General features: G+C 61.2%; 21 protein-coding genes and 1 pseudogene. 3 read left to right on the forward strand and 19 right to left on the reverse strand.

Features of this window, described 5'->3' with window-relative positions; genetic code table 11:
• Nucleotides 1–38 precede the first annotated feature (38 nt).
• The 13 genes from HCU66_RS01975 to hutC all read right to left on the reverse strand — a co-directional run bounded on the left by HCU66_RS01975 (nucleotide 39) and on the right by hutC (nucleotide 15,422).
• Nucleotides 39–959 carry an alpha/beta hydrolase gene (locus HCU66_RS01975; RefSeq protein ID WP_205886802.1) on the reverse strand — a complete coding sequence of 307 codons (921 nt, stop codon included), beginning with the start codon at nucleotides 957–959 and terminating at the stop codon, nucleotides 39–41.
• 82 nt (nucleotides 960–1,041) lie between these two features.
• Entirely contained in the window at nucleotides 1,042–1,989 is a 948-nt protein-coding gene (locus HCU66_RS01980; RefSeq protein ID WP_205886804.1) for a choline ABC transporter substrate-binding protein, read from the reverse strand.
• Between the two features lie 234 nt (nucleotides 1,990–2,223).
• Nucleotides 2,224–3,027: an N-formylglutamate deformylase gene (gene hutG, locus HCU66_RS01985; protein WP_205886805.1), complete on the reverse strand. Its 804-nt coding sequence runs from the start codon at nucleotides 3,025–3,027 to the stop codon at nucleotides 2,224–2,226.
• A 10-nt stretch (nucleotides 3,028–3,037) separates the two neighbouring features.
• Nucleotides 3,038–4,243, reverse strand: coding sequence for an imidazolonepropionase (gene hutI, locus HCU66_RS01990; RefSeq protein ID WP_205886807.1), 1,206 nt, complete (start codon nucleotides 4,241–4,243; stop codon nucleotides 3,038–3,040).
• A gap of 17 nt (nucleotides 4,244–4,260) precedes the next feature.
• On the reverse strand, nucleotides 4,261–5,670 hold the full coding sequence (locus tag HCU66_RS01995) for an amino acid permease (protein WP_205886809.1): 1,410 nt from the start codon (nucleotides 5,668–5,670) through the stop codon (nucleotides 4,261–4,263).
• A gap of 82 nt (nucleotides 5,671–5,752) precedes the next feature.
• Nucleotides 5,753–7,291 (reverse strand): histidine ammonia-lyase, encoded by a 1,539-nt coding sequence (gene hutH, locus HCU66_RS02000; protein ID WP_205886811.1) that lies wholly within the window; start codon nucleotides 7,289–7,291, stop codon nucleotides 5,753–5,755.
• Between the two features lie 111 nt (nucleotides 7,292–7,402).
• The gene (gene hutH / locus HCU66_RS02005; protein WP_205886813.1) at nucleotides 7,403–8,926 is read right to left on the reverse strand and encodes a histidine ammonia-lyase; all 1,524 of its coding nucleotides are present in this window, start codon (nucleotides 8,924–8,926) and stop codon (nucleotides 7,403–7,405) included.
• Between the two features lie 167 nt (nucleotides 8,927–9,093).
• A complete protein-coding gene (locus HCU66_RS02010; RefSeq protein WP_205886815.1) occupies nucleotides 9,094–9,924 on the reverse strand; it encodes a quaternary amine ABC transporter ATP-binding protein in 831 nt (276 codons plus the stop codon).
• On the reverse strand, nucleotides 9,921–10,772 hold the full coding sequence (locus tag HCU66_RS02015; RefSeq protein ID WP_008025264.1) for an ABC transporter permease: 852 nt from the start codon (nucleotides 10,770–10,772) through the stop codon (nucleotides 9,921–9,923). The genes HCU66_RS02010 and HCU66_RS02015 overlap by 4 nt, the downstream gene beginning before the upstream one ends.
• A 70-nt stretch (nucleotides 10,773–10,842) precedes the next feature.
• Entirely contained in the window at nucleotides 10,843–11,811 is a 969-nt protein-coding gene (locus HCU66_RS02020) for an ABC transporter substrate-binding protein (protein ID WP_205886817.1), read from the reverse strand.
• A gap of 171 nt (nucleotides 11,812–11,982) precedes the next feature.
• A complete protein-coding gene (gene hutU, locus HCU66_RS02025) occupies nucleotides 11,983–13,680 on the reverse strand; it encodes a urocanate hydratase (protein ID WP_205886819.1) in 1,698 nt (565 codons plus the stop codon).
• A 449-nt stretch (nucleotides 13,681–14,129) separates the two neighbouring features.
• Entirely contained in the window at nucleotides 14,130–14,699 is a 570-nt protein-coding gene (locus tag HCU66_RS02030; RefSeq protein WP_205886821.1) for a HutD/Ves family protein, read from the reverse strand.
• A gap of 12 nt (nucleotides 14,700–14,711) precedes the next feature.
• The gene (hutC, locus tag HCU66_RS02035; protein ID WP_162135916.1) at nucleotides 14,712–15,422 is read right to left on the reverse strand and encodes a histidine utilization repressor; all 711 of its coding nucleotides are present in this window, start codon (nucleotides 15,420–15,422) and stop codon (nucleotides 14,712–14,714) included.
• Nucleotides 15,423–15,568: 146 nt separating this feature from the next.
• On the opposite strand from hutC, the gene HCU66_RS02040 reads away from it, so the two are divergent.
• Complete coding sequence (locus HCU66_RS02040; protein ID WP_205886823.1) at nucleotides 15,569–16,933, forward strand: formimidoylglutamate deiminase; 1,365 nt, start codon at nucleotides 15,569–15,571, stop codon at nucleotides 16,931–16,933.
• A 113-nt stretch (nucleotides 16,934–17,046) separates the two neighbouring features.
• Here HCU66_RS02040 and HCU66_RS02045 read toward each other — a convergent pair whose 3' ends face one another.
• Nucleotides 17,047–17,616 (reverse strand): lipocalin family protein, encoded by a 570-nt coding sequence (locus HCU66_RS02045; RefSeq protein ID WP_205886825.1) that lies wholly within the window; start codon nucleotides 17,614–17,616, stop codon nucleotides 17,047–17,049.
• Between the two features lie 33 nt (nucleotides 17,617–17,649).
• Entirely contained in the window at nucleotides 17,650–17,904 is a 255-nt protein-coding gene (locus tag HCU66_RS02050; RefSeq protein WP_205886827.1) for a hypothetical protein, read from the reverse strand.
• A gap of 296 nt (nucleotides 17,905–18,200) precedes the next feature.
• Between HCU66_RS02050 and HCU66_RS27455 the strand changes: the two are divergent.
• Nucleotides 18,201–19,223 (forward strand): annotated as a pseudogene (locus HCU66_RS27455) (HAMP domain-containing protein); the annotation flags it as partial.
• A 93-nt stretch (nucleotides 19,224–19,316) separates the two neighbouring features.
• Nucleotides 19,317–20,081 (forward strand): methyl-accepting chemotaxis protein, encoded by a 765-nt coding sequence (locus HCU66_RS27460; protein WP_420908039.1) that lies wholly within the window; start codon nucleotides 19,317–19,319, stop codon nucleotides 20,079–20,081.
• Between the two features lie 136 nt (nucleotides 20,082–20,217).
• On the opposite strand, the gene HCU66_RS02060 is transcribed toward HCU66_RS27460, so the two are convergent.
• The 4 genes from HCU66_RS02060 to HCU66_RS02075 all read right to left on the reverse strand — a co-directional run bounded on the left by HCU66_RS02060 (nucleotide 20,218) and on the right by HCU66_RS02075 (nucleotide 26,970).
• Entirely contained in the window at nucleotides 20,218–20,820 is a 603-nt protein-coding gene (locus HCU66_RS02060; protein WP_205886830.1) for a DUF924 family protein, read from the reverse strand.
• Nucleotides 20,821–20,823: 3 nt separating this feature from the next.
• Nucleotides 20,824–21,834 carry a class 1 fructose-bisphosphatase gene (locus HCU66_RS02065; RefSeq protein ID WP_205886832.1) on the reverse strand — a complete coding sequence of 337 codons (1,011 nt, stop codon included), beginning with the start codon at nucleotides 21,832–21,834 and terminating at the stop codon, nucleotides 20,824–20,826.
• Nucleotides 21,835–22,015: 181 nt separating this feature from the next.
• Nucleotides 22,016–23,386 (reverse strand): DUF3999 domain-containing protein, encoded by a 1,371-nt coding sequence (locus tag HCU66_RS02070; RefSeq protein ID WP_205886834.1) that lies wholly within the window; start codon nucleotides 23,384–23,386, stop codon nucleotides 22,016–22,018.
• Nucleotides 23,383–26,970, reverse strand: coding sequence for a DUF2339 domain-containing protein (locus tag HCU66_RS02075; protein ID WP_205886836.1), 3,588 nt, complete (start codon nucleotides 26,968–26,970; stop codon nucleotides 23,383–23,385). The genes HCU66_RS02070 and HCU66_RS02075 overlap by 4 nt, the downstream gene beginning before the upstream one ends.
• Nucleotides 26,971–26,978 lie beyond the last annotated feature (8 nt).

A 26,978-nucleotide genomic window follows, 5' to 3' on the forward strand; every position in this document is an offset into this window, starting at 1 on the left:
TTACTTCAATGAGCATGCCCTTGCAGCGTCAGAATCTGTCAGCCCGTCTGCTCAGCCAAATAGCCAAGCAGGGCTTCGTAGAGTCGATCGACCTCGGCGACCTGCCCCCGCGCCCGCAAACAGCCGTGAATCAGCCCCTCGCCGTAGTAAAGCGTTGCATTCACGCCAGCGGTGTTGAGTCGCTCGGCGTAAAGCACGCCATCATCGCGCAGCGGGTCGAACTGCGCCACGGCGATCAACGCCGGCGGCAGACCGCTGAAATTGTCGGCGAGTAATGGCATCGCATAGGCCGTTGGCTGGCGGATACCGCCCAAGTACAGCGCGTGATAACCATCCAGATCGCTGCTGCCAAGCAATGGCGCGTCGGCGCATTCGCTGCGTGATGGCAACCGGAGATCACCGCCCAGGCCCGGATAGATCAGAACCTGTGCACAAGGCGCCGGTTCGCCGGCATCGCGCAAGGCCAGACACAACGCAGCGGCGAGGTTGCCGCCAGCGCTATCGCCCGCCACCAGGGTGCGCGCCGGATTGAGCTGAAATGGCCCGGTGCGCAGCGCGCGCCAGACACTCACGCAATCATCGAACGCCGCCGGAAACGGATGCTCCGGCGCCAGCCGATAATCGACGGCGATCACCAACACACCGAGCACCGACGCCAGTTCGGCGCAGATGAAGGCGTGGGAGTCCAGATCCCCCACCACCCAACCGCCACCATGCAGATACACAATGCAGGGCCAACCGTTGGTCGGCGCCGGAACCGGCGGTTGCCAGGCGCGCACCGCCACACCCGCCAACTCGAGATCGACCACCTCAAGCCCCGCGGGATGTGACGGGGTGAACGCCCGGCACATCTCGCTGTAGGCCTGACGCATACCGGCGAGGCTGCTGTCAGTGCTGTTGAAGCTGAGGGTTTTCTCGACGAAAGCCGCCATCTGTTCAGAGAGTGGATAAGAAGCCATGGACTACAGCCAGTCAGTTCGAAGTTTTTGATTGATAACCTGTGGCGAGGGAGCTTCCTCCCTCGCCACAAAGGGGGCGCAGTCAATTTTTGAGACTGGCCTGAACGGTTGCCACGCCATCCTTGCCATCGAAACTGCTGACACCCGCCAGCCAGCGCTGAAGGTCTTCGGGATGATCACGCAGCCACTGTTTGGCGACATCCTGCGGCGTCTTGCGCTCCATGATCGGCACCATCAACTGGCTTTCCTGGGCGGCGGTGAAGGTCAGGTTTTCCAATAGACGGTTCACGTTCGGGCAACGCTCGGCATAGTCCGGCGCGGTCACGGTGGAAACGGTCGCCGCGCCTTCGTTCGGGCCATAGACGTCTTCGCTGCCGCTCAGGTAAGCGATGTTCATGTTGATGTTCATCGGATGCGGGGTCCAGCCGACGAACACCACGAACTCCTTGCGATTGACCGCCCGTTGCACGGCGGCGAGCATCCCGGCCTCACCGGACTCGATCAGCTTGAAGTCCTTCAAACCGAAGCGGTTGGTCTCGATCATGGTTTTGATGGTGGTGTTGGCACCGCTGCCTGGCTCGATGCCGTAGATTTTGCCGCCCAACTGATCCTTGAACCTGGCGATGTCAGCGAAGGTTTTCAGGCCGGCGGCAGCCACGTAATCAGGTACGGCGAGCGTCGCCTGGGCGTCGGCCAGGCTCGGCTTGTCCATGACTTTCACCTGATTGGCGGCCACGAACGGGGCGATATTCTTGTCCATCGCCGGTTTCCAGTAGCCGAGGAAAATATCCAGGCGTTTGTCGCGGATGCCGGCGAAGATGATTTGCTGCACGGCGCTGGTTTGTTTGCTTTCATAGCCAAGGCCATTGAGCAGTACATCGGCCATGCCGCTGGTGGCAATGACGTCGGTCCAGTTGACCACGCCCATGCGCACGGCCTTGCAGGAAGCGGGGTCGTTGGCGAAAACGCTGGTGCTCAGAAGAGCAGTGCCGGTGAGGATTAACAGACAGCGGTTGAACAGTCGTTTCATCGGGAAGGCTCGCTCGGCGGCAGATTGTTATGGGCCCGGTGTCTTTGTGCACCGTGCCCACACGTTACGCAGCGCCGAGTCGCCAAAAGTGACCTGTGGCGACCGTGTTTTGCACGGTGGCGACTGTCTCAACCGATCGTTCCCACGCTCCGCGTGGGAATGCAGCCCGTGATGCTCCGCGTCACTGAACGCGGAGCGGCCCTAGAGGCATTCCCACGCGGAGCGTGGGAACGATCATGCGCCGTAGTGCTTTTCGCCCCACGCCAACAGCCCTTGCAGCAATTCCCTGAGCACCACTTGCGTCGGCGCCGCCAAATCCGGGCGATAACGGAACGGCTCGAACTCTTCCATATACGTGCATTGGCCCAACTCCAGTTGCACGGCATGAATGTTCTCGGCCGGGTTACCGTAGTGCCGGGTGATGTGCCCGCCCTTGAAGCGACCGTTCAGCACATGGCTGTAATCGGTGTGCTTCGCGCAGATCGCTTCCAGCTGTGTGGCCAACTGCGGATTGCAACTGGCGCCGTTGAAGGTGCCGAGGTTGAAGTCCGGCAGCTTGCCGTCGAACAGGTGCGGGATTATCGAGCGGATCGAGTGCGCGTCGAACAGCAACGCGTAACCGAACTCGGCTTTCAACCGCGCCAGCTCCTCCTGCAAGGTGCGGTGGTACGGCGTCCAGATGTGTTCCAGATACGTCGCCCGCTCAGCCGCCGAGGGTTCCATGCCCTCACGGAACAATGGAATACCGTCGAACAACGTTGCCGGATACAGACCGGTGGTCGCGCCGACATATAAAGGTTTGTCGTCGGATGGCCGGTTCAAGTCGATGACAAACCGCGAGTACTCGGCCGCCAGGGTGCTGGCGCCCAGTTCAGCGGCAAACTCGTAAAGTCTCGGGATGTGCCAGTCGGTGTCCGGCAGGCTTTTCGCGTCGGGAATCAACCCCGCTTCCACCGTCGGGGTCAGACGCAAACCGGCGTGGGGCATGCTGATCAGCAGTGGCACGCGGCCTTGTTTGAAGTTCAGAACCTTATCCACAACCGCTCTCCTACAGATTTGATTCAACGCCATGACGCACGACGCGTTTTTCCAGGTCGCCGCCCAGCCAGTACGACAGGTCGGCCGGACGATCGATTTGCCAGGCGACGAAGTCTGCGACCTTGCCGGCTTCCAGCGAACCGTGAGTCTGGGCCATGCCCAGCGCGGTGGCGGCGTGAATAGTCGCGCCAGCCAGCGCTTCTTCCGGCGTCATGCGCAAGCAGGTGCAGGCCATGTTCAGCATCAAGCGCAACGACAGCGCCGGCGAAGTGCCCGGGTTGAGGTCGCTGGCGATGGCGATTTTTACGCCGTGTTTGCGCAGGGCTTCCATCGGCGGCAATTGGGTTTCGCGCAGGAAGTAAAACGCGCCGGGCAGCAATACCGCGACGGTGCCGGACTTGGCCATGGCGATGGCGTCGTCTTCGGTCATGAATTCCAGATGATCGGCGGACAGTGCGTGGTAGCGCGCCGCCAGGCTCGAGCCGTGCAGCGACGACAATTGCTCGGCGTGCAGCTTCACTGGCAAGCCGAGGTTCTGCGCGGCGACGAACACCCGCTCGACCTGCTCTGGCGAAAATGCCAGGTATTCGCAGAACGCGTCCACCGCATCCACCAGCCCTTCGGCCGCCAGGGCCGGGAGCATTTCGTTGCAGATGTGATCGATGTAAGCGTCGGCGCGGTCGGTGTATTCCGGCGGCAAGGCGTGGGCCGCCAGGCAAGTGCTGCGCACGCTGACCGGCAACTCGGCGCCAAGACGGCGGATCACCCGCAGGATTTTGCGTTCGCTGGCCAGGTCCAGGCCGTAGCCGGATTTCATTTCGACCGTGGTCACGCCATCGCGCATCAGGCTTTTCAGACGCTTGGCGGCGCTGGCGAACAGCTCGTCTTCACTGGCGGCGCGGGTGGCGCGCACGGTGCTGGCGATGCCGCCGCCGGCTGCGGCGATTTCCGCGTAACTGACGCCTTGCAGGCGTTGCTCGAATTCGCCGCTGCGGTTGCCGCCGAACACCGTGTGGGTGTGGCAGTCGATCAGGCCCGGAGTGACCCAGGCCCCGCTCAAGTCATTGACGGCCGGGTATTCGCCGGCCGGCAGTTCGGCCCGTGGGCCGATCCATTCAATGTGCGCACCGGACGTCACGATGGCCGCATCCTCGATGATCGAGTAGACGCCTTGCGCCATGGTTGCGACGTGGCAGTGTTGCCAGAGCGTTTTCATCCTTGGCCTCCGTTAGGTTATCGATGAGAAAAAGTAGGTTCCTGCTCCACCGGTACCGCCTTGCCTGCCGCCGGTTTGACCCACGTCAGGTAGGCCAGCACCAGCAACACAATCCAGACCACGCCGACGATCAACGCTGCCTGGGTGTCCGGGAAATAGCCCAGCACGCCGAAGATGAACAGCATGAAGGCAATCGCCGCCATCGGCGCATAGGGCCAGAACGGCACCGGGAATTTCAATTGCGCGACCTGCTCGGCACTCATGGAGCGACGCATGGCCACCTGGGTGAACAGAATCATCAGCCAGACCCACACCGTGGCAAAGGTCGCGACGGAGGCAATCAGCAGGAAGACGTTTTCCGGGATCAGGTAGTTCAACAACACGCCCAGCAGCAGCGCACTGCTCATCACCACCACTGTCAGCCACGGCACGCCATTGCGCGACAAGCGGGCGAAGCCTTTGGGTGCGTGCCCTTGCTGAGCCAGGCCGTACATCATGCGGCCCGCGCCGAAGATGTCACTGTTGATGGCCGACACCGCCGCCGAGATCACCACGATGTTGAGGATGGTCGCCGCCGAGCTGATCCCCAGGTTGTCGAAAATCTGCACGAACGGGCTGCCTTGGCTGCCGATCTGCTGCCACGGAAAGATCGACATCAGCACCAGCATCGTCAGCACGTAGAACAGCAAGATTCGCAACGGCACGGCATTGATCGCCCGGGGCAGCACACGCTGCGGGTCTTTGGCTTCACCGGCGGTAACGCCGATGATTTCAATGCCGCCAAAGGCAAACATCACCACCGCAAACGAGGCGATCAAGCCGCCCACCCCATTAGGCATGAAGCCGCCCTGGGTCCAGAGGTTGCTGATATCGGTCGCCTGGGCACCAGGCGCGTTACTGATGCCGAACAGCATGATGCCGAAGCCGCCAAGGATCATCGCAACGATGGCCGCGACCTTGAGCAGCGACAACCAGAACTCCATTTCACCGAAGACTTTGACGTTACACAGGTTCAAGCCACCGACCACCGAAACGATGCCCAGCACCCAGATCCAGCGGGAGACTTCCGGAAACCAGAACCCCATGTAAATGCCGAATGCGGTCACGTCAGCCATGCCGACGATGACCATTTCAAACGCGTAGGTCCAACCGAGGATGAAGCCCGCCATCGGCCCCAGATAGGTGCTGGCGTATTGGCCGAATGAGCCGGCCACCGGGTTATGCACCGCCATCTCGCCGAGGGCGCGCATGACCATGAACACCGCCGCGCCACCGATCAGGTAAGCGAGCAGGACCGCGGGGCCGGCCATTTGGATGGCCGAGGCAGAACCGTAAAACAGCCCGGTGCCGATCGCCGACCCCAGTGCCATGAAGCGAATATGTCGGGCAGAGAGCCCGCGTTTCAAACCTTTTGCTGGCTGTTGCATTTCTCGTCCTTAGTTATTCTTATTCGACGCTAAATGATCGTTCCCACGCTCCGCGTGGGAACGATCATTAGAGAAGGAGCCATTACAGGCTAGGCAGCAACTTCGCCGTCACCAGCTCGCTCAGGCACCGCGTAGCCAACAACTCACTGGCCGCATTGATGTCCGGGGCGAAGAAGCGGTCCTTCTCATAGAAAGGCACTTCGGCACGCAGGATGGCGCGGGCCTTTTCCAGTTTTGGCGAGGTTTTCAGACCGTCGCGCAGATCCAGACCCTGGGCCGCCGCCAACCACTCCACGGCGAGAATCCCGCGAGTGTTCTCGGCCATTTCCCACAGACGCTTGCCGGCCGCCGGGGCCATGGACACGTGGTCTTCCTGGTTGGCGGAAGTCGGCAGGCTGTCCACCGAGTGCGGATGGGACAGCGCCTTGTTCTCGCTGGCCAGGGCCGCCGCGGTCACCTGGGCGATCATGAAGCCGGAGTTCACGCCACCATTGGCCACCAGGAACGGCGGCAGTTGCGACATGTGCTTGTCCATCATCAGCGAGATGCGGCGTTCGCTCAGGGAGCCGATTTCGGCGATGGCCAACGCCATGTTGTCGGCAGCCATGGCCACCGGCTCGGCGTGGAAGTTGCCGCCGGAGATCACGTCGCCTTCAGCGGCGAACACCAATGGGTTGTCCGATACGGCGTTGGCTTCGATGGCGAGCACTTCGGCGGCCTGACGGAACTGAGTCAGGCAGGCGCCCATGACTTGCGGCTGGCAACGCAGGGAGTACGGGTCCTGGACCTTTTCGCAGTTCTCGTGCGAGTCGGACACTTCGCTGCGCTCGCCCAGCAAATCGCGGTAAGCGGCAGCGGCGTCGATCTGGCCTTTCTGGCCGCGAGCGGCATGAATGCGCGCGTCGAATGGCGAGCGCGAGCCCAGCACCGCTTCGACCGTCAGACCGCCAAGGGCCAGGGCGCCCGCGAACAGATCTTCGCCTTCGAACAGGCCACGCAGGGCGTAGGCGGTGGACACCTGAGTGCCGTTGAGCAGCGCCAGGCCTTCTTTCGCCGCCAGGGTCAGCGGCGTCAGACCGGCGACTTTCAGCGCTTCGGTGGCGGGCAGCCATTCGCCTTTGTAGCGCGCCTTGCCTTCGCCCAGCAGCACCAGCGACATGTGGGCCAGTGGCGCCAAATCGCCGGAGGCACCGACCGAACCTTTCAACGGAATGTGCGGGTACACCTCGGCGTTGATCAGCGCGATCAGGGCGTCGATCACCTGACGACGAATGCCGGAGAAACCACGGCTCAGGCTGTTGACCTTGAGCACCATGACCAGTCGCACCAGGGCGTCGCTGATCGGCTCGCCGACACCGGCGGCGTGGGACAGCACCAGCGAGCGCTGGAGGTTTTCCAGGTCTTCGCTGGCGATGCGGGTCGAGGCCAGCAGGCCGAAACCGGTGTTGATGCCATACGCGGTGCGGTTCTCGGCGAGGATCTGTTCCACGCAGGCAACGCTGGCTTCGATTTGCGCCGAAGCGCTTTCGTCGAGGGTGATTTTGACCGGTTGCTGATACACATCACGCAGTTGGGCAAGGCTCAGTTGGCCGGGAATCAAATTAAGCGCAGTCACATTCATTCTCCTTTTGAGAGTTTTTTATTAACTCACCAGACGCTCCGGAGATGTCCGTTGTCCGTCGCTTCCCACCTTTTTGGGGGGCCGCGCCTTGGCACGCTGGTGTGGTGGAAATCAGTTGAGGTTCGGTAAAGCCTTGTGAAGCAAAATCGGGTCTTTCAAAACAGCCGCGGCGCTGGCGATGTCCGGCGCCAGCCAACGATCCTGGTCATAGGCCCGAATACGTTCGCGCAGCAGGCGCCACGCCGCATCGGTGCCGGCGCCGAAGCGTTGGTCCTTCAGGAATTCAAAGGCCTGAGCCGCCAACAGGTACTCGATGGCGAGAATCTGCGTGCAGTTTTCCAACGCACGATGCAGCTTCAGCGCGGCGTTGGTGCCCATGCTCAAGTGGTCTTCCTGCAAGCCCGACGTGACGAAGTTGTCGAGCACTGCCGGTTGCGCCAACTGGCGGTTTTCCGCACACAGGGAAGCGGCGACGTATTGCACGATCATCATGCCGGAGTTCACGCCCGGATTGGCCACCAGAAAGGCCGGCAAACCGCTGACATGCGGATTGACCAAGCGGTCCAGCCGACGTTCGGCGATGGAGCCGATTTCGGCCATGGCGATCGCCAGCAAGTCAGCCGCCATAGCAACCGATTGGCCATGCGGATTAGCCTGGGACATCACGCGAAAGTTGTCCGGCGTGCCCAGCAGCAATGGGTTGTCAGTCGCGGAGTTGAGTTCGGTTTCGATCTGTTTTCTGGCGTGTTCGAGCTGATCGCGCGCCGCGCCGTGCACTTGCGGGATCGAGCGGATGCTCAGCGCATCCTGAGTGCGAATGCCTTTGCTGCTGGCGATCACTTCACTGCCGTCGAGCAACGCCCGCAGATTGATCCCCACCTGCTGCATGCCCGGATGCGGTTTGAGCGCGATGATCTCGGCATCGAACGCCGCGATCTGGCCGCGCTGGGCTTCAAAGCTCATGGCGCCGATCACATCGGCCCATTGCACCAGGTTCGTCGCATCGGCCAGGGCCAGGCAGCTGAGGCCGGTCATGCACGGCGTGCCGTTGACCAGGCACAAACCGTCTTTGGCACCGAGTTGCACCGGTTGCAGGCCTTCTTCGCTCAAGGCTTGTTGCGCGGAAACGATCTGCCCGCGATAGCTGACATTGCCGACGCCCAGCAGCGCGATGCCGATGTGAGCCATATGGGTCAGGTAACCCACCGAACCCTGTGATGGCACTTGCGGGGTGATGCCGCGGTTGAGCAGCGCCAGCAAGGCTTCGACCACCCGGCGGTGAATGCCGGATTTGCCCTGGCTGTAATTGAGGATGGCGGCACAGAGGATGGCGCGGGTCTGCTCGTCGGCCAAGGGTGCGCCGACACCACAGGCGTGACTGAGCAAGGTGTTGCGCGATAATTGGCTGAGTTGTTCGTCCTTGAGCGAGACGTTGCACAAGGCGCCCAGGCCGGTATTGACGCCATAGGCACGCTCGCCGCTGGTGACGATGCGCTGGACGATCGCCTGGGCATTCTCGATCCGCGCCCAGATCTGGGGCGACAGCTCGAGCTGCGCGCCGTGACGAGCGACTGCGACCACATCCTGCCAGCGCAACGGAGCGTCGGCGATAACGATTTTTTCAGCCTGGGACATCTTCAACCTCATGCGTACAACCTGAATATTGATGCAGCTTTACCGGCCTCTTCGCGGACAAGCCTCGCTCCTACAGGGTTTGCGTCGTTCCCACATTCGGAGGCAAACGCCAATCCTGTAGGAGCGAGGCTTGCCCGCGAAGAGGCCCGCCCATTCACCGCAAACCTTTAAACCACCGCCGCCCGCCGCTGTACGAACCGATCCACATACTCATCCGCCGGCGAATGCAGGATCTCCCGTGGCGTGCCGACCTGAATCAGCCGGCCGTCCTTGAGGATCGCGATGCGGTTGCCGATGCGCACGGCCTCATCGAGGTCGTGGGTGATGAAGACGATGGTCTTGTGCAGGGTCTTTTGCAGTTCCAGCAACTGGTCCTGCATTTCGGCGCGGATCAGCGGGTCGAGGGCGCTGAAGGCTTCGTCCATCAGGATGATGTCGGTGTCCGCCGCCAAGGCGCGAGCCAGGCCCACACGCTGGCGCATACCGCCGGAAAGCTGATGCGGGTATTTGTTTTCGTAGCCCTTCAGGCCCACGGTGTTGATCCAGTGCAGCGCGCGCTCGGCGCACACTTGCTTGCTCTCGCCACGCACTTTCAGGCCGTAGGCGACGTTATCCAGCACCGTCTTGTGCGGCAGCAGGCCGAAGCTCTGGAACACCATGCTGATCTTGCGCCGGCGAAATTCGCGCAGGGCGTCCATGTCGTATTGCAGGATGTCCACGCCGTCTACCAGGATCGCGCCGCTGGTGGGGTCGATCAGGCGGTTGAAGTGACGCACCAGGGTCGACTTGCCGGAACCGGACAGGCCCATGATCACGAAGATCTCGCCGCTGCCGATGCTCAGCGACAGGTCGTTCACGCCGACCACGCAGCCGGTTTCGGCCAGTACCTGGTCTTTGGTTTTGCCCTGGCCAATCATGGCCAGCGCATCCTTGGAACGGTTGCCGAAAATCTTGAAGACGTTTTTGACTTCGATCTTGCTGATGGCTTCGTTGCTCATTTGCTCACCTCGTGCCGTGCACGACCGTACGCCTGTGTAATGCGGTCGATTACCACTGCCAGAATCACGATCGCCAGACCGGCCTCAAGGCCACGTCCGACGTTGAGGGTCTGAATCCCCACCAACACGTCTTCACCCAAGCCACGGGCACCGATCATCGAGGCGATCACCACCATCGACAGGGCCATCATGGTGGTCTGGTTGATCCCGGCCATGATGCTCGGCAGGGCCAGCGGCAGTTGCACGCCGAACAGTTGCTGCCAGCGGTTGGCACCGAAGGCGTTGATGGCTTCCATCACTTCACCGTCGACCTGGCGAATACCCAGATCGGTCAGGCGGATCAGCGGCGGCGCAGCGTAAATAACGGTAGCGAAAATCGCCGGGACCTTGCCCAGACCGAACAGCATCAGCACCGGGATCAGGTACACGAAACTCGGCATGGTTTGCATGATGTCCAGCAACGGCATCAACACCGAACGCAGGCGATTGCTGCGCGCAGAAAGAATGCCCAACGGAATGCCGATCAGCACCGAGATGACCGTCGCCACCATCATCAGCGCCAGGGTCTGCATCAGCTTGTCCCAGAGACCGACCGCACCCACCAGGAACAGCAGACCGACGATGACCGACGTGGTCACGACTTTGCGGGTCGCGTGCCAGGCCACGCCTGCCACGATTGCCAGCATCAACCACCAGGGCGCCGCACGCAGCAGCCCTTCGAGATTGACGATGGCCCACAGCAGGGTGTCGGAGATGCTGCGGAACACGTCGCCGTAGTTGGTGACCAGCGAATCGACCCAACCGTTGACCCAGTCGGCGATGGAAAAGGTAAAGCTTTCGGGAAACATAAGAGACTCTCAATCAAGGGGTTGCGATCAAGCATCCGACTGCCGTTGCCGACAGTCGCAGAGGCTCAACCTACAAGGCCGCGTCGATTTTCTTGGCTGCGTCTTCGCTCACCCACGCGTGCCAGACTTCAGGATGTTCCTTCAAGAAGATCTTGGCCAGTTTTGGCGATTCGATCCGCTCTTTGGCCATGCGCCCCAGGTTCTGATTCAGCAGGTCGATCGGCAGGTTGACCTTTTCCAGCACGGCCACCAGTTCCGGGGCTTGCTCGTGGAAAGTCTTGGAGAGGCCGACCTTGATGGTCACGCGCTTGTCCACGCCCGGTTTTTCTTCCAGTTTGACCGCATCGATCTGACCCATCAGCGGGGTTGGCGACCAGTAGTAGAACAGGATCGGCTCGCCACGCTTGTAGCTCGACAGCACCGCCGCATCCAGCGCCGGGCCGGTGCCTGGACGGAAGTTGGTGTAGCTGTTTTCCAGGCCGTAGCTTTTCAGCATTTCGCTGTTATCCAGCTCGCAGGTCCAGCCGGCCGGGCAGTTGTAGAAACGGCCTTTGGATGGCTCTTCGGCGTCCTTGAATACCGCGGAATATTTGCCCAGGTCGGCAATGTTTTTCAGGTCCGGCGCCTTGGCTTCCAGTTTGCGCTTGGCGTCGCCTTCGATCACGTAACGCGGCACGTACCAGCCTTCGACGGCACCCACCACCGGCGCGCCGACACCGACGACTTTGCCGGCCTTCTCGGCCTTGTTCCAGACTTCGCTGCGGCCGACCCACTCTTCGGCGAACACTTGGATGTCGTTGCTGCTCAGGGCGTTTTCCATGGTGATGGAGTTGCCCGGCAGGCTGTCGGTCTTGCAGTCGTAACCTTTCTCCAGCACGACTTGCAGCACGTCGGTCAGGAGCATGGCGCTTTCCCAGTTCAGGCCGGCGAACTTCACCGGTTTACCCGATTCGCACCAGCCGGCTGCCTGGGTGACACCAGCACTGGCCAGCAGGCCCATGGAAAGCAAAGTGGTCAGCAGGGTCTTGTTCGATTTCATTGTGTGACGCTCCTAATCATGAGTTGGCTTACGGCAGTCAAGAGGCATCCAGCCCTGTCCACATCCAATCAGGCCTGCGCAACCGCGCGACCAGCCCCGCTTGTTGTTAGGTCTGCGACATCGTGATCTCTGCAGGAGCCGCCGCGGCAGCTCCTGCAGTGGTCTTTTCTCTTATTTGCCGGTGATCATCGGCAGGTTCAGGCCCTGCTCCTTGGCGCAGTCGATCGCGATCTGGTAACCGGCATCGGCGTGACGCATGACACCGGTGGCCGGGTCGTTGTGCAGCACGCGAGCGATACGCTCGGCCGCTTCGTCAGTACCGTCGCAGACAATCACCATGCCCGAGTGCTGGGAGAAGCCCATGCCGACGCCGCCGCCGTGGTGCAGGGAAACCCAGGTCGCACCGCTCGCGGTGTTCAGCAGAGCGTTGAGCAGTGGCCAGTCGGACACGGCGTCGGAACCGTCCTGCATCGATTCGGTTTCGCGGTTCGGGCTGGCCACGGAACCGGAGTCCAGGTGGTCGCGACCGATCACGATTGGCGCCGACAGCTCGCCGCTGCGTACCATTTCGTTGAACGCCAGGCCGAGCTTGGCGCGCAGGCCCAGGCCAACCCAGCAGATACGTGCCGGCAGACCCTGGAAGCTGATGCGCTCGCGGGCCATGTCCAGCCAGTTGTGCAGGTGGGCGTCGTCCGGGATCAGTTCTTTAACTTTAGCGTCGGTCTTGTAGATGTCCTGCGGATCGCCCGACAGCGCAGCCCAACGGAACGGGCCGATGCCACGGCAGAACAGCGGACGGATGTAAGCTGGTACGAAACCTGGGAAATCGAATGCGTTTTCCACGCCTTCTTCTTGCGCCATCTGACGGATGTTGTTGCCGTAGTCGAAGGTCGGCACGCCCATTTTCTGGAAGTCCAACATCGCTTTAACGTGCACGGCCATCGATTGCTTGGCGGCTTTGACCACGGCAGCAGGTTCGGTTTTGGCGCGAGCGCGGTATTCGTCCCAGGTCCAGCCGGCCGGCAGGTAACCGTTGAGCGGGTCGTGGGCGCTGGTCTGGTCGGTGACCATGTCAGGGCGTACGCCGCGACGAACCAGTTCCGGCAGGATTTCAGCCGCGTTGCCGCACAGGGCGATGGAGACAGCCTTGCCTTCGGCGGTGTACTTGGCGATACGCGCCAGAGCGTCGTCGAGGTCGGTGGCTTGCTCGTCGACGTAGCGGGTCTTCAGGCGGAAATCGATGCTGATCTGCTGGCATTCGATGTTCAGCGAGCAAGCGCCGGCCAGGGTTGCGGCCAGAGGCTGAGCGCCCCCCATGCCGCCCAGGCCCGCGGTCAGGACCCACTTGCCTTTCAGGTCATCGTTGTAATGCTGGCGACCGGCTTCGACGAAGGTTTCGTAGGTGCCCTGGACGATGCCCTGGCTGCCAATGTAGATCCAGCTGCCGGCGGTCATTTGGCCGTACATGGCCAGGCCTTTGGCGTCGAGTTCGTTGAAGTGTTCCCAGCTCGCCCAGTGCGGCACCAGGTTGGAGTTGGCGATCAGCACGCGCGGGGCGTTGCTGTGGGTCTTGAATACGCCGACCGGCTTGCCGGATTGCACCAGCAGGGTCTCGTCGTCGTTCAGGTTGGTCAGGCTCTCGACGATCTTGTCGTAGCATTCCCAGTTACGTGCCGCACGACCGATACCACCGTAAACCACCAGTTCTTTAGGGTTCTCGGCGACTTCCGGGTCGAGGTTGTTCATCAGCATGCGCAGCGGTGCTTCAGTCAGCCAGCTCTTGGCGGTCAGCTTGTTACCACGGGCTGCGCGGATTTCAACGTCACGGTGCTTAGTAAAAGAAGCGGTCGTAGGTTTATTCTCAGTCACGAAAAGAACTCCTCAGCAATCAATCCAAACCAGCCCAGGCAGTGGGCGAGCAAGCCAATGGGCATCAGTGCACACCGGCGAATCAGTGGACGATGGTTGAGTCTTCGTGACTCATACACATACGTCTTTACTTGTACATACAAGCATATGCAATCAAGCGGCCAACTTGTTGAATGAGCATCCAAGAAAATTTTTCCAGGGCTGGAAAGCGCCTGGATCAAGGGTTCTGACGTAAATGAAATTTTTCGCGGGGATTTATTCGGGGACGTGGCGGTTGTTACTTGAGCGTGGTTTTGCGCCACGCTGGGGCGTTCGGTAACAAATTGGTGCGCGATGGGAAACGCAATTGCGAGGGCGAAAAGCATCGCGGGCAAGCGTCGCTCCCACAAGATTGTCATCGACCTTGTGGGAGCGAGGCTTGCCCGCGATAGGGGTGACTCGATATTGAATCAGCGTGCAGTCAGCTCAATGACACAGCACGAGCCATTGATGGCGACGTCCAGCAGACCGACGTTACCGTCCAGTTGCAGGCAATCATGGCGGCCGAGTTGCGATGCGCTGTTACCGACCTTCACTTCCAGCGCTTCACTGACACTGAACACCAGCAGAGTCCCGGATTCACTAAAAAACCGCTGCTCACCCTCCAGCCACTGCAACCGCGCGCCGTAACGCTGCGGTGCATAAATCAGGTTGAAATCGCGAATCGGTCCACCGAGCAATGTGCAGGACACGTGACTCTCGCCACTGAAAGCAAACGGGTCCAGCGGTAACAACGCCCGCGTGTCCTGACCATCGACGCGCAAGGTCATGCCCTCGCCCTGCAGTACGGTGATCACCCGCTCATAACCGGCAAAGGTGGAAAACCCACCCGACTCGCCGATGTCGGCAATCGACAGGCGCCAGCCAAAACCATCGAGGCCTGCACCGGTATCGCGGGTGATTTCTTCAGTGCTGCCGCCGCCATTCTTCCACGGCATGCGGAGATAATCTTCGGCGCGTAAAACCTTCAATTGACTCATTTATGGCTCTTTTTATTTATGGAACCGTCCTTCCAGACGATGACGGGAACCGGGGTGGATCAAACGGGCGGCGGTCACCGGCTGACGACCGGACCAGGTGCGGCGACGAATCAGCAGGCATGGCTCGCCCTTTTCAATCTGCAGCAACTTGCATTCGGACGGCTCGGCGAGAATCGCTTCAACCACATGCTCGCCTTCGGTCAACGGCGCGACCTGATTCAGATAGGCGTAAGGCGTTTGCAGGGTGAAGTCTTGCTTGAGGTAGTCCGGCGCCACCAGCGCGTTGACGAAACGGTCTTCGATTTGCACCGGAATATCGTTTTCGAAATGCACGATCAGCGAGTGGAACACCTTCTGGCCTTCACGCATGTCCAAGGCCAGGGCCCGCTCGGAACCGGCGGCCTCTTCTTCGAGGGTGATCACCTTGCACGTGTGGCGATGGCCACGGGAGGCGATTTCGTCGGCGATATTGTGCACTTCAAACAGCGCAGACTGGCTTTTTGGCTCGGCGACGAACGTTCCGACGCCTTGCATACGCACCAACAGGCCGTCGGCAGTCATCTCGCGCAGGGCGCGGTTGATGGTCATGCGGCTGAAACCCAACTGGCTGACCAGCTCGCTTTCCGACGGAACGCGGTAGTGCGGCGGCCAGTTTCCACTGTCGATTTGCTGGGTGATCATTTGTTTTACGCGGGCGTACAAGGGCGCCGGACTGTCGCCCATGTTCGCGGCCAACGGGGAGACTGCAGGCGGAGTCGGCACGGTTAATCCTTGTTCATCGGTTAGAAGTTGCTAGCTTGCCGGAGTTTACCGAGCAGGCAAACGTCTGTATATGTATATACAAATAACACACGATGGGGTGCTGAACCATGTCCGCCTTCTTTGCCGAACGCGCGCTGCTGCCTAGTGGATGGGCCAACAATGTACGTCTTGAAGTCAACGCCGATGGCGTGCTGACCCATATCCAGGCCGATTCCCACGCAGATGGCGCCGAACGGTTGAGCGGTCCGCTGCTGCCGGGGATGCCGAATTTACACTCCCACGCCTTCCAGCGGGCCATGGCGGGACTTGCGGAAGTGGCGGGTAATCCGAATGACAGTTTCTGGACCTGGCGCGATCTGATGTATCGGCTCGTCGGAAAAATCAGCCCGGATCAACTCGGCGTCATCGCCCGTCAGCTGTACATCGAAATGCTCAAGGCCGGTTACACATCGGTCGCGGAATTCCATTACGTCCATCACGACAATAATGGCCAGCCGTATGCGGACCCGGCTGAACTGGCGCTGCGCATCAGCCAGGCGGCCAGCTCCGCCGGTATCGGCTTGACCCTGCTGCCGGTGCTCTACAGCCACGCAGGTTTCGGCGGCCTGGCCCCGAACGAAGGCCAGCGCCGTTTCATCAACAGCACCGAAAACTACCTGAAACTTCAGTCGCGCTTGCAGCCGATCCTGGCGCAGCAACCGGCGCAGTCGCTCGGCCTGTGTTTCCACTCGTTGCGCGCGGTCACACCGCAGCAGATCAGCGAAGTGCTGGCGGCCAGCGACAAGCAGTGCCCGGTGCACATACATATCGCCGAGCAGCAGAAGGAAGTCGACGACTGCCTGAGCTGGAGCGGTCGCCGCCCGCTGCAGTGGCTGTACGAAAACACTGAAGTCGATCAACGCTGGTGCCTGGTCCACGCCACCCACGCCAACCCGGAAGAAGTCACGCTCATGGCCAAGAGCCGCGCCATCGCTGGCCTGTGTCTGACCACTGAAGCCAACCTTGGCGACGGGATTTTCCCGGCGGTGGATTTCCTCGCTCAGGGCGGGCGCATGGGCATCGGCTCCGACAGCCATGTGTCGTTGAGCGTGGTGGAAGAATTGCGCTGGCTGGAATACGGCCAGCGTCTGCGCGATCAGCGGCGTAATCGTTTGTATGGCGCGAATCAGCCGATGGTCGGCCGCACGCTGTACGACGCGGCGCTGGATGGCGGTGCCCAAGCGTTGGGACAGCCGATCGGTGCCCTGGAAGTCGGCAAGCGCGCGGATTGGTTGGTGCTTGATGGCAACGATCCATACCTGGCGACGGCCAGTGGCGACGGGATTCTCAATCGTTGGTTATTTGCCGGTGGCGATCGCCAGGTGCGGGATGTACTGGTCAATGGCCAGTGGGTCGTGCGCGATGGGCGGCATGCCGGGGAAGAAGAGAGCAATCGGGCGTTTACCCAAGTTCTACGCGAATTGCTCGGCTGATACAAAACTTGTAGGAGCTGGCTTGCCAGCGAAGAGGCCGTCAAATTCAACATAGATGTTGACTGATAGGCCGTCTTCGCTGGCAAGCCAGCTCCTACAGGGGGCATGCGCGGTTAATTCGAGGTCTTGGCCATCTTGCTATCCGACGTGCGCCAGATCAGCCGTGTCGTGTCGTACCCCTGCTGACGCGCCCTGCTCAGCAGTTCTTCACGCACCACGCCATTGACCGTCGGGGTCCGTGACAGCAGCCAGAGATGATGGCGACTCGGATCGCCGACAATCGCGGTCTTGTAATCATCGCTGACGTACAACACCCAGTATTCTCCCTTTGACACACCGGGTATCAGTCGCGAGAACCAGGTATCGAATTCGACCCACAGTTTGTCTGCCTTGCCGGGTACCTGTGGATAAGCCGTGCCCTTGGCCTCTTCCCATTGCCACTCCGAGGTCAGGCAGCGGTTCAGCACCGCCATCTCACCGTCAGGTTTGAGGCTGTAATGGGCTTCGGATTGCGCACAGTTGCGCTGGAAATACACCGGCAGACGCGCCAATTCGTACCAGGTTCCCTGGTAGCGCTTGAGGTTGACACTGTTGACGGTCTTGGGCGCCAACGGGTCTACGCCAGAAGAGGCACAGCCGGCCAATACCAGGCCGGCAAAAAGAACAATCAGTAACCGCTTCATTATTTTTTTCTCCCGTGGGCGCATAGCCCCGGTTTACTTCAGGCCTTGACCCGAAAACATCAGCACTTTGTCACCGGCATACTGCACGCTGATAAAGCTGTTTTTGTCGCCCCAAGTGCAACTGGACATACCGAGCGCGCCCGCGCAGTCAGTTGGTTTGCCCAGCAAGGTTTCAACCTCGGCCTTGGGCATGCCAGTCGACAGCTTCGAGTAATTTTCCTGATTGATCTTGCCGCACGCGGCCAACAGCACGCAGAACGAAAGCAAGGCGATAGAACGCAGCGACATGGTGTAACTCCTGGGGCGAAAGGAATGGCATGGCTGCCAAGCTGAAGCTTAGAAGAGAAAAGCCCTGTCTGGTTCCCTGAGCACTCGGCTATTTGTTCGGCCGTCTGTCAGCCTTTAGCCGATAAATCAGCCACTTTCTCGCGCCACTGAGTATTTCGTCGGTTTTCGTCAAAACCCGCCTAATCTTTGGCGTTGGTCAGTCGACATACAAAGCAGCGCCAAGCCTCCGACTGTGGCAAATTGACGCCCCTTTGTTGACCAGCCACTGCGCGGTAGATCATTTAATGACCAGAAACATGAAGTTCAGCCACAAGATCTTGTTGGCAGCCGCTCTCGTAGTGGCCGTTGCATTCGCCTGTTTCATCCTGTTCAACGATTACCGCCAGCGGCAGACCCTGCGCAACAGCACCGAATCCTCGATGCAGGAACTCGGCAGCCTGACCACCAGCAACATCCAGACCTGGCTGGAAAGCCGCATCCAATTGCTGCAATCGCTGTCCCAGCAGATCGCCGTGGACGGCAGCGCCCCGGCCAATCTCAAACGCGCCATCGACCTGCCGGCCTATACCAGCAACTTCCAGCTGAGCTACTTCGGCGGCACCGAGGGTGTGATGTTCTCGGTGCCGGCCGGTAACCGCGCCGCAGACTATGACCCCCGCGCCCGTGGCTGGTACAAGGCGGCCAACAACGCGCAACAGACCATCGTCACCGAACCCTACATCGCGGCATCGTCGGGCAAACTGGTGATCACCGTGGCCACGCCGGTGAAACATCAGAATCAAATGATTGGCGTCGCCGGCGCGGATATTGACCTGTCCAGCGTCAGCGCAATCATCAACTCTCTGAACTTCGGCGGTCATGGCCATGCGTTCATTGTCAGCGCCGACGGCAAGATCCTGATCCACCCGGACAGCAAACTGGTGCTCAAGACGCTGGCCGAGGCCTACCCCAACGGTGCGCCTAATGTCAGCCCGGGCCTGAAGGAAGTCGAACTGGACGGCAAAACCCGGTTCATCTCCTTCACCCACGTTAACGGTGTGCCGTCGGCGGACTGGCATGTGGCGCTGGTGCTGGATCAGGAAACTGCGTTTGCGATGCTCAGCGAGTTCCGCACCTCGGCGATCATCGCCATGGTTATCGCCGTGGTGATCATCATCGCGCTGCTGGGCATGTTGATCCGCGTGCTGATGCAACCACTGCTGACCATGGGCCGCGCCATGCATGACATCGCCGAGGGCGAAGGTGACCTGACCCGACGCCTGACTATCCACGGCCAGGACGAATTCGGTGCGCTGGGCACCTCGTTCAACCGGTTCGTCGAGCGGATTCACACCTCGATCCGTGAAGTGTCTTCGGCCACCGGCCAGGTCAACGAAGTCGCCCTGCGCGTGGTGGCGGCCTCGAACTCGTCGATGTTCAACTCCGATCAACAGGCCTCGCGCACCAGCAGCGTCGCGGCAGCGATCAACCAGCTCGGTGCCGCCGCCCAGGAAATCGCTCAGAACGCCGCCCTCGCCTCGCAGCATTCGAGCGACGCGCGCAGCCTGGCCGAAGACGGCCAGCAAGTTGTGGATAAAACCATCGCCGCGATGCACCAGCTTTCGGCAAAAATCAGCGATTCGTGCGGCAACATCGAAACCCTGAACAGCAACACGGTGAACATCGGACAGATTCTGGAAGTGATCACCAGCATCTCGCAGCAAACCAACCTGCTGGCCCTCAACGCAGCCATCGAAGCGGCCCGTGCCGGTGAAGCCGGCCGCGGTTTTGCCGTGGTTGCAGATGAGGTACGCAACCTCGCCCACCGTACCCAGGATTCGGCGCAGCAAGTGCAGAAGATGATCGAAGAACTGCAAGTCGGTGCCCGGGAAGCGGTCAGCACCATGACCGACAGCCAGCGCCAGAGCGAAAGCAGCGTCGGCATCGCCAACCAGGCTGGAGAACGCCTGGGTAGCGTGACGCAGCGCATCGGTGAAATCGACGGGATGAACCAGTCCGTGGCCGCCGCGACCGAAGAGCAGACCGCGGTGGTCGAGTCGATCAACGTCGACATCACCGAGATCAACACGCTGAACCAGGAAGGTGTGGAAAACCTGCAGTCGACCTTGCGGGCGTGTGCCGATCTTGAACAGCAGGCGGCGCGGTTGAAGCAGTTGGTGGGTAGTTTCAGGATCTGAGTCGTTTTCAGCGGCCTCGCGCTGATCGTTCCCACGCTCTGCGTGGGAATGCCTCAACGGATGCTCCGCGTTCGACTCTGGAAGGGACGCGGAGCGTCCCGGGCTGCATTCCTTTGCTGCGAGTGGAAACGATCAGTTAGAAGCGGGATCCAGGCCCTGAAAGAAACTCAATTTCCTCAGCCGTAGACTCACGCCCCAACACCGCATTGCGATGGGGAAACCGTCCAAACCGCGCAATGATCTTCTGATGCCGTTCGGCGTAATCCAGGTTGCTGGCAAACACCGCCCGATCCGCCTCGGGTTGCTGTTCAACCAGATCGAGAAACCGCGAAACCGCTTCGTTCTGCACCGCCAGGTTTTCGCAGTGTTCGAACACCAGATAGATAAATACCCGCTGGATCGGTCGCAGTTGCCGATCGAAATCCGCGGCAATGCCTTGCGCTACCAGTGCCTGGGCGCTGAGATCGCCTGAAAAGGATTTGGGGGTGTCGCGAAAGATCATTCGCGGCAGTTGATCGAGCAGTAGCACCAGGCCCAGCCAACCTTCGGGGCGTTGCGCCCATTCAGTCAATCCGCCGGTCAGTGCCTGCTCGACCAAGTTCCCGAAGCGCTCGCGCGCTTCGAGATCCTGACTGTCGCGCTTACCGAACCATAACTTGCCCTTGTCAGCCGCCACTTCGTTGGGTGCATCGGCTGAACCGAACCACCACTCAAGCAACGGCTGCCAGGGCGCGGTCATGGGTTACTCCTTGTGGTACGCCGTGGCGCGTTCGACTTCTTCTTTCGAGCCGAGGAACACCGCTACGCGCTGGTGCAGGCCTTCTGGCTGGATGTCGAGGATGCGCTGGTGACCGTCGGTGGACGCGCCGCCGGCCTGTTCGACCAGGAACGACATCGGGTTGGCTTCGTACATCAGGCGCAGCTTGCCCGGCTTGGACGGCTCGCGGCTGTCGCGTGGGTACATGAACAGGCCGCCACGGGTCAGGATGCGGTGTACGTCCGCCACCATCGAAGCGATCCAGCGCATGTTGTAGTTCTTTTTCAGCGGACCGGTTTCGCCGGCCAGCAGCTCGCCAACGTAGCGCTGTACCGGGGCTTCCCAGTGACGCTGGTTGGACATGTTGATGGCGAATTCCTGGGTGGTTTCAGGAATGGTGATGTTTTCGTGGGTCAGGACGAAGCTGCCCATCTCGCGGTCCAGGGTGAAACCTTTCACGCCGTCGCCCAGGGTCAGGATCAGCATGGTCTGTGGACCGTAGATCGCGTAACCGGCGGCAACCTGTTTGGTGCCTGGCTGCAGGAAGGCTTTTTCGCTCAGGGTTTCGTTCTGGCTCAGGTGCTCGTTCGGGCAGCGCAGTACCGAGAAGATGGTGCCGACCGATACGTTGACGTCGATGTTCGACGAACCATCCAGTGGGTCGAATACCAGCAGGTAGGCGCCTTTCGGGTATTTGCCAGGGATCTGGTAGGCATTGTCCATTTCTTCGGACGCCATGCCGGCCAGGTGACCACCCCACTCGTTGGCTTCAAGCAGGATTTCGTTGGACAGCACGTCGAGTTTCTTCTGCACTTCGCCCTGGACGTTTTCGGTGCCCATGCTGCCCAGGACGCCACCCAGGGCGCCTTTGGAGACGGCGTGGCTGATTTCCTTGCAAGCACGCGCCACCACTTCGATCAGGAAGCGCAGATCGGCAGGAGTGTTGTTGCTGCGGGTCTGCTCAATCAAATAGCGACTCAAGGTAACGCGGGACATGGACGGCTCCGGAGGAATGGGGGGGCTAAAAACCCGCGCAGTTTAACGCGAGTCGGGGCGCATTTCCTCCTATCAGACGTGATACACCCAATAGAGTTCATGCGCGGGGTTGAGCGTAGTTGGAAATGGGGCCGCGATTGGCGGCCGTTTCAATATTTTTGGTGCCTGGAAGGATGCCTTCTCAGGGTTTAACAGCAGGCTTGCGCAGCAAACTGAACGCCATCGCCCCCAGAGCCAGCACACTGAGCAACAACACCGCCCACAACCCGAATTTCTTCCAGTTCGTGTCCGCCACCGTTGGCACGGTCGCCGCTGCCGGGGTCATGACTGCCTCGCCATCCACCGTCGCCTTGCCCAACGCCGCCAGCTTCGCCGCGCTGTAATCGGGAATCAGCGTCGACAACGGCAAGCTCGCCGCCTTCACTGTCGCACTTCCCAACGCCAGCGTATACGGCCCGGCTCCGCGCGCCAGGAACACCAGCTGCGTGGAGCGCACGGCATACCGCACGGTCGGTGCTTCGGCGCCCAGGCCGCCGCCGCGCTCATCCACTGTCAGCCTCAATTGCTGCACAGTCTGGCCCGGCAGCTGCAATTCGTTCTGTACCACGTCCTGGCCATTCTGGGTCAGGCGATAAAGCAAACCGCTGGTCAGCGGTTGCCACGGCAGGCTGGTCTCCCGGCGACCCGACAACGTCACCGGTGCCAGGCTGTTGGGCTGGCTCAGCTCGATCTGCAAACGCTGGACATTCAGCCCCATCGGCAATTGCCAGATGTACTCACCGGCCTTCACGCTGCTGCCGGCCAATGGTTGCGACCAGACCAACGGCAGCGGCAGGGTGCGAGGGTTGGTGCTTTCCAGCTGCGCCGACGTCAGCACTGGCGCCGACTGAGGCGAGTTCCACAGCAAGCGCAGATAGCGCGCCGATTGCCCCGGCAGGCCGACTTCATGTTGCTCGACTCTCTCGTCGGCAAACGTCAGCCGCGCCACCTGCCCTTCGCCCCACGACTGCCAATGCTGCAAATCGTTGCTGGCTTCGATGCTGAAACGCTGGAAACCGTCGCGTTCGCTGGTCCAGTCGAGGATCAGTTGCTGCAACGGCGCCTTGATGCCGCTGGCATCGAGCAACCAGCCGCGCAGCTCTTCTTCGCCCGCCTCCAACTGGCTGGATGGCTGCACTTCGATCAACGTGCCGTTGGTGTTCGATTGCACGCGCACACTCGGCGCGCGTTCAGTGTCGTCCGCCGAGTTGTACAACGGGAACCACTTTACGTCGGTCAGCAGGCGGTTTTCGTGGGTCTGCGCCGGTTCCCGGGCCAAGGCGTAGGCTTGAGGCTCACCGGCTGCATTGAACACGCGTAGATCGCTGAGATCGGTTTGCCGCGCGTTCAGTTGCACGCCCAAGGGCAATTCCAGGCGATACCACGGGCCCTGGCCACTCACGGACAACGGCACCTGCGTGGCGAAATCCGAAGGTTTTTCCTGCGCGCCGACCGACAGCGTCACACCCAGCACAACAGCACCGCACCAGCCCAGGCTCAGCTTCTGACTCAAGACGACACTCCTTCGGTTTCAGGGGCCGGTTTTTCAGCACCCGACACAGTCTCGGCACGCTTGGGTGGCAATGGGGCGAAATAGCCCACCACCAACAGCAACACGCCAACACCGATAAACGACACGATCCGCGCCAGCCCGCCGCGGTTACTCAATTCAACGAAGAACAATTTGGCGACCACCAGCGCGATCAGCGCCGCGCCGATCAGCCAGACTTCGCGGCGGTGACGCAGATGCCCACCGATCATCAGGCTCAAGGCCATCAAGGTCCAGACAATGGACAGGCCGGCCTGCACCAGCATCGACTCGAGCAGCAGATCCAGCGCGAACGGCACGCCGCCCCAGTGATGAGCCGCACGCATCACCAGCGCGGTGAAGAAGGCGAACAGTGAAACACCGGCAATCACCTGCGTGGCGTTATCGGCGTAATCCTTACGGATCTCCAGTGGCGCGACTGCGTTGCGGGACCAGACGTAAACGCCGAACAGGGCGAACAACAGGCCCAGCTCCAGCGGGTTGATCAGCGGTACATACGGCAACGGCTCGGCGGTGCCGTCACTGGCGATGTTCGCCAGCCAAAACCAGCCGAGCATCAACAACGCCAACGGCGCGGCGGCATAGACCCGGTACTCGCGCGAATATGCCGACACCGGCCACGGCCACGCGCGCGGTGCGGCCATCAGCACCAGATACAGGCTTGGCAGAATCGCCCAACCCAACCAGCGCCAGGCGTTGTACTGCTCGGACAACAGCAGCAAGCCATAACGCAGCTCCAGGGCCAACACGCCGATCAACAGCCAGCAACCGAGCACATGGGCGGTGCTCAGGGCTCTTGCAGGCAGCATCGGTGCCAAGCGTCGCAGCGAGATGAAATGCACCACGAACACGGCAGCCCAAACCAGCCAGCCGAAGTTGGCGGCCGGGTGATAACGCGAATACCAGGCTGCGAGCAACACCAGACCGGCGGCGGGAATCAGCAAGGTGCAAAGCAAGCCCAGCGACGACCATGTCAACCGCAGCGCCAGTACCGCCCACAGCGCCACACTCACTGCCGCGACCGCCAGCAACAACGTCGCTTGCAGGTTCACAGGCGCAAAGCGCAGCACTTCGCTGATCCACGCCAGTGCCCACCAACCCGCGCCCCACACCAGCAACACTTCGGACAAACGCTGCAGGCTCAAAACGTCAAAGGCCGAAGCATGGTTGCCGAGCTGCAAACGCCAGGCGCCGACGAATGCCGCCAGCCCCAACACCAACGGTGTCCAGAACCCGCTATGAGCCAGCGGTCGCAACCCTTCGCTGAGCAGCGGCCCGAGCAAGTCCGGCCCGGCGAACAGGAACGCCACGCCACCAATCACCTGCAACAGCAGACCAAAGACAAAACTCACGCGCTGCTTCAGGTACAGGCTCAGCCAGATGATGAACAAACCACTGGCCGCCCACACCGCACTCGCGGTTTGCCACGGCAACACGAACAGCACCGCAAGGTTGATCAGCACCAGACCGGCCAGTAACACCACCGACAAGCCGCGCAGCAAGCGCACGTCATTGCGCACCATGTCGTCGCGGGCCGCCAGCAACATGCCCGCAATCAATGCCAACCCGATCAGGGACGCGCTGAGTAAACCGCTCCAGCCAGCGCTGAATACCGCAGCCGATTCGCCGCTCGCCCCTTGCAACCGCAACAGGAACAGCGCACCGCCGAGCAGTTGCACGGCAAACGCGCTGAACAGGAACGCCCGCGATTGCAGGCGCAGGCCGACGAACAGTGTCGCCAACCCGGCCAGCGCCCAACTGATCGCTGTGCCGTGAGTGAAGAAAAACAGCGGCGCCAACAGATAGAGGAACGTCAGGCCCAGGCAGGCCAACACCGGCAACCCTTGGCGTTCCCACGGAGATGCCTGTTCGGGCAATGCTTTGCGCAATTGGTAGAAGCTGAACAGCAACGCCACGCCGAGCATCAACGCCCCCAGCGGTGCGCCATCGAGCAGGCTGCTCTCGCCGCTGCGCAGTTCGCTGAGGAAAGCCACTGCCGAGCCCAGTTGCAGCAGCAAGGCAAAGGCTCGCGCCAACGGTCGCTGTTGACGCAGGCCGAGCCAGAAAATCCCTGCACCCTCCACCGCCCAGGCTGCCGAAGTCCAACGCGCGTCGAGCCCCAGAGGGATCGCCAGGCTGGCGAAGATCACCCCCAGCGCCAGACAGGTTTCCGCCAGCAGCAATGCCCGTCCGCCCATCAGCATCCGGGCCAGGCCCATGTAAATCATGCCCAGTGCCAAGGCGCTGAAGGCCGCGGCAAACTCCAGATGCTCCACCAGCGCGAACTGCAGACCGAAGCCCACCAGCGGTGGCGCGAACAGCATGGTGCCGTCGACGTAATCACCCTTGCGCGCCGACCAGTGCAGCAGCGCTTCACGGCTGTCATCCTCGGGCGCGTCACTCATTTCCAGCAACTTGCGCCGGGTGAACAACAAACCGATGACCAGGTACATCAGGAAAAACAGAATCAGGAACGGCTCGGTGCTCCACAGCAGTTCCGGTTTATAGGAACGCAGGCCCCAGGCCAACCCGATGCCGAAGGTGCCGACAAAACCGATCAGGTTGAGTAACCGCCAGGCCTTGAACCACGCGATGGCGAGAATGCCGGCGTTGAGCAGGGTGAAATAGCTGAACAGCGCGACATGATTGCCGGAACCGGTGGAGGTCAGGATCGGCGCGGCGAAACCGCCCAGCGCGGCAGCGGCGGCCAGGCCTAACGCGTTTTGGGTAATGGCCAGAATCGCCGAGAACACGGTCACCACCACCAACAGGCCCAATGCCGCCTTGGGATCAAGCAACGGATGCAAACGCATCGCGGCAAATACCGTGAGGTACAACACTGCGATCCCGGTGCCTTGCAGCATCAGCGCGTAGTTGCTGTTGCGCAGCCTCAGCCACCAGCCCAGAGCGAGCAGGCCCAAGGCCGCCGCCGCGACACCGGCATAACGCAACTCGACGGGCACCACCATGCCTTCGGTGGCATAGCGCAACAGGAAGGCCAGGCCGAGGAACAACAGCACCACGCCGACCCGCAGCACGGTATTGCCGCCGAACAACCAATTGCGCGCACCGCTGATGGCGCGTTCGATGAAGTTCGGGCCGCGCGGCTCAGCCGGTTGCTGTGGTTCGCGGGCGACCGGCTCGGGTTTCCAGGCATCAGCAGGCTGCGGACCACTGGCTTCGGCAGCGGCCGCAGTGATGGGTTCGAGTTCGGGCGGCAGCTCCCAGACCAATTCCGGGGTTGCGACGGGGGCTTGCTCAAGAGTGATTTCTGGCGATTCAGCGGGCTCGCCGGCAACCGGTTCGTCTGGTTCCGGCGCCTTGACGCCCGACACCTCCAGCAATGCCAGACGCTGCTCGACCGCATGCAGCGCAACCTGGGCCTGATCGAGCAAGCGCCGCTGCTCCGTCGATTGAGCGCTCAAGCGGCCCATGCGAATGGCCTGACCGATACCCAGCCCGAGCAAAGCGCCCAACAGCGCGTCGCTGAACGACTCGTCAAGTATCCAGCCCAACAGCAGCCCAATCAGCATGAACATCCATTGCATGGTCGATA

It is taken from the genome of Pseudomonas frederiksbergensis (genome assembly GCF_017114915.1).
Taxonomy (GTDB): Bacteria; Pseudomonadota; Gammaproteobacteria; order Pseudomonadales; family Pseudomonadaceae; genus Aquipseudomonas; species Aquipseudomonas frederiksbergensis_I.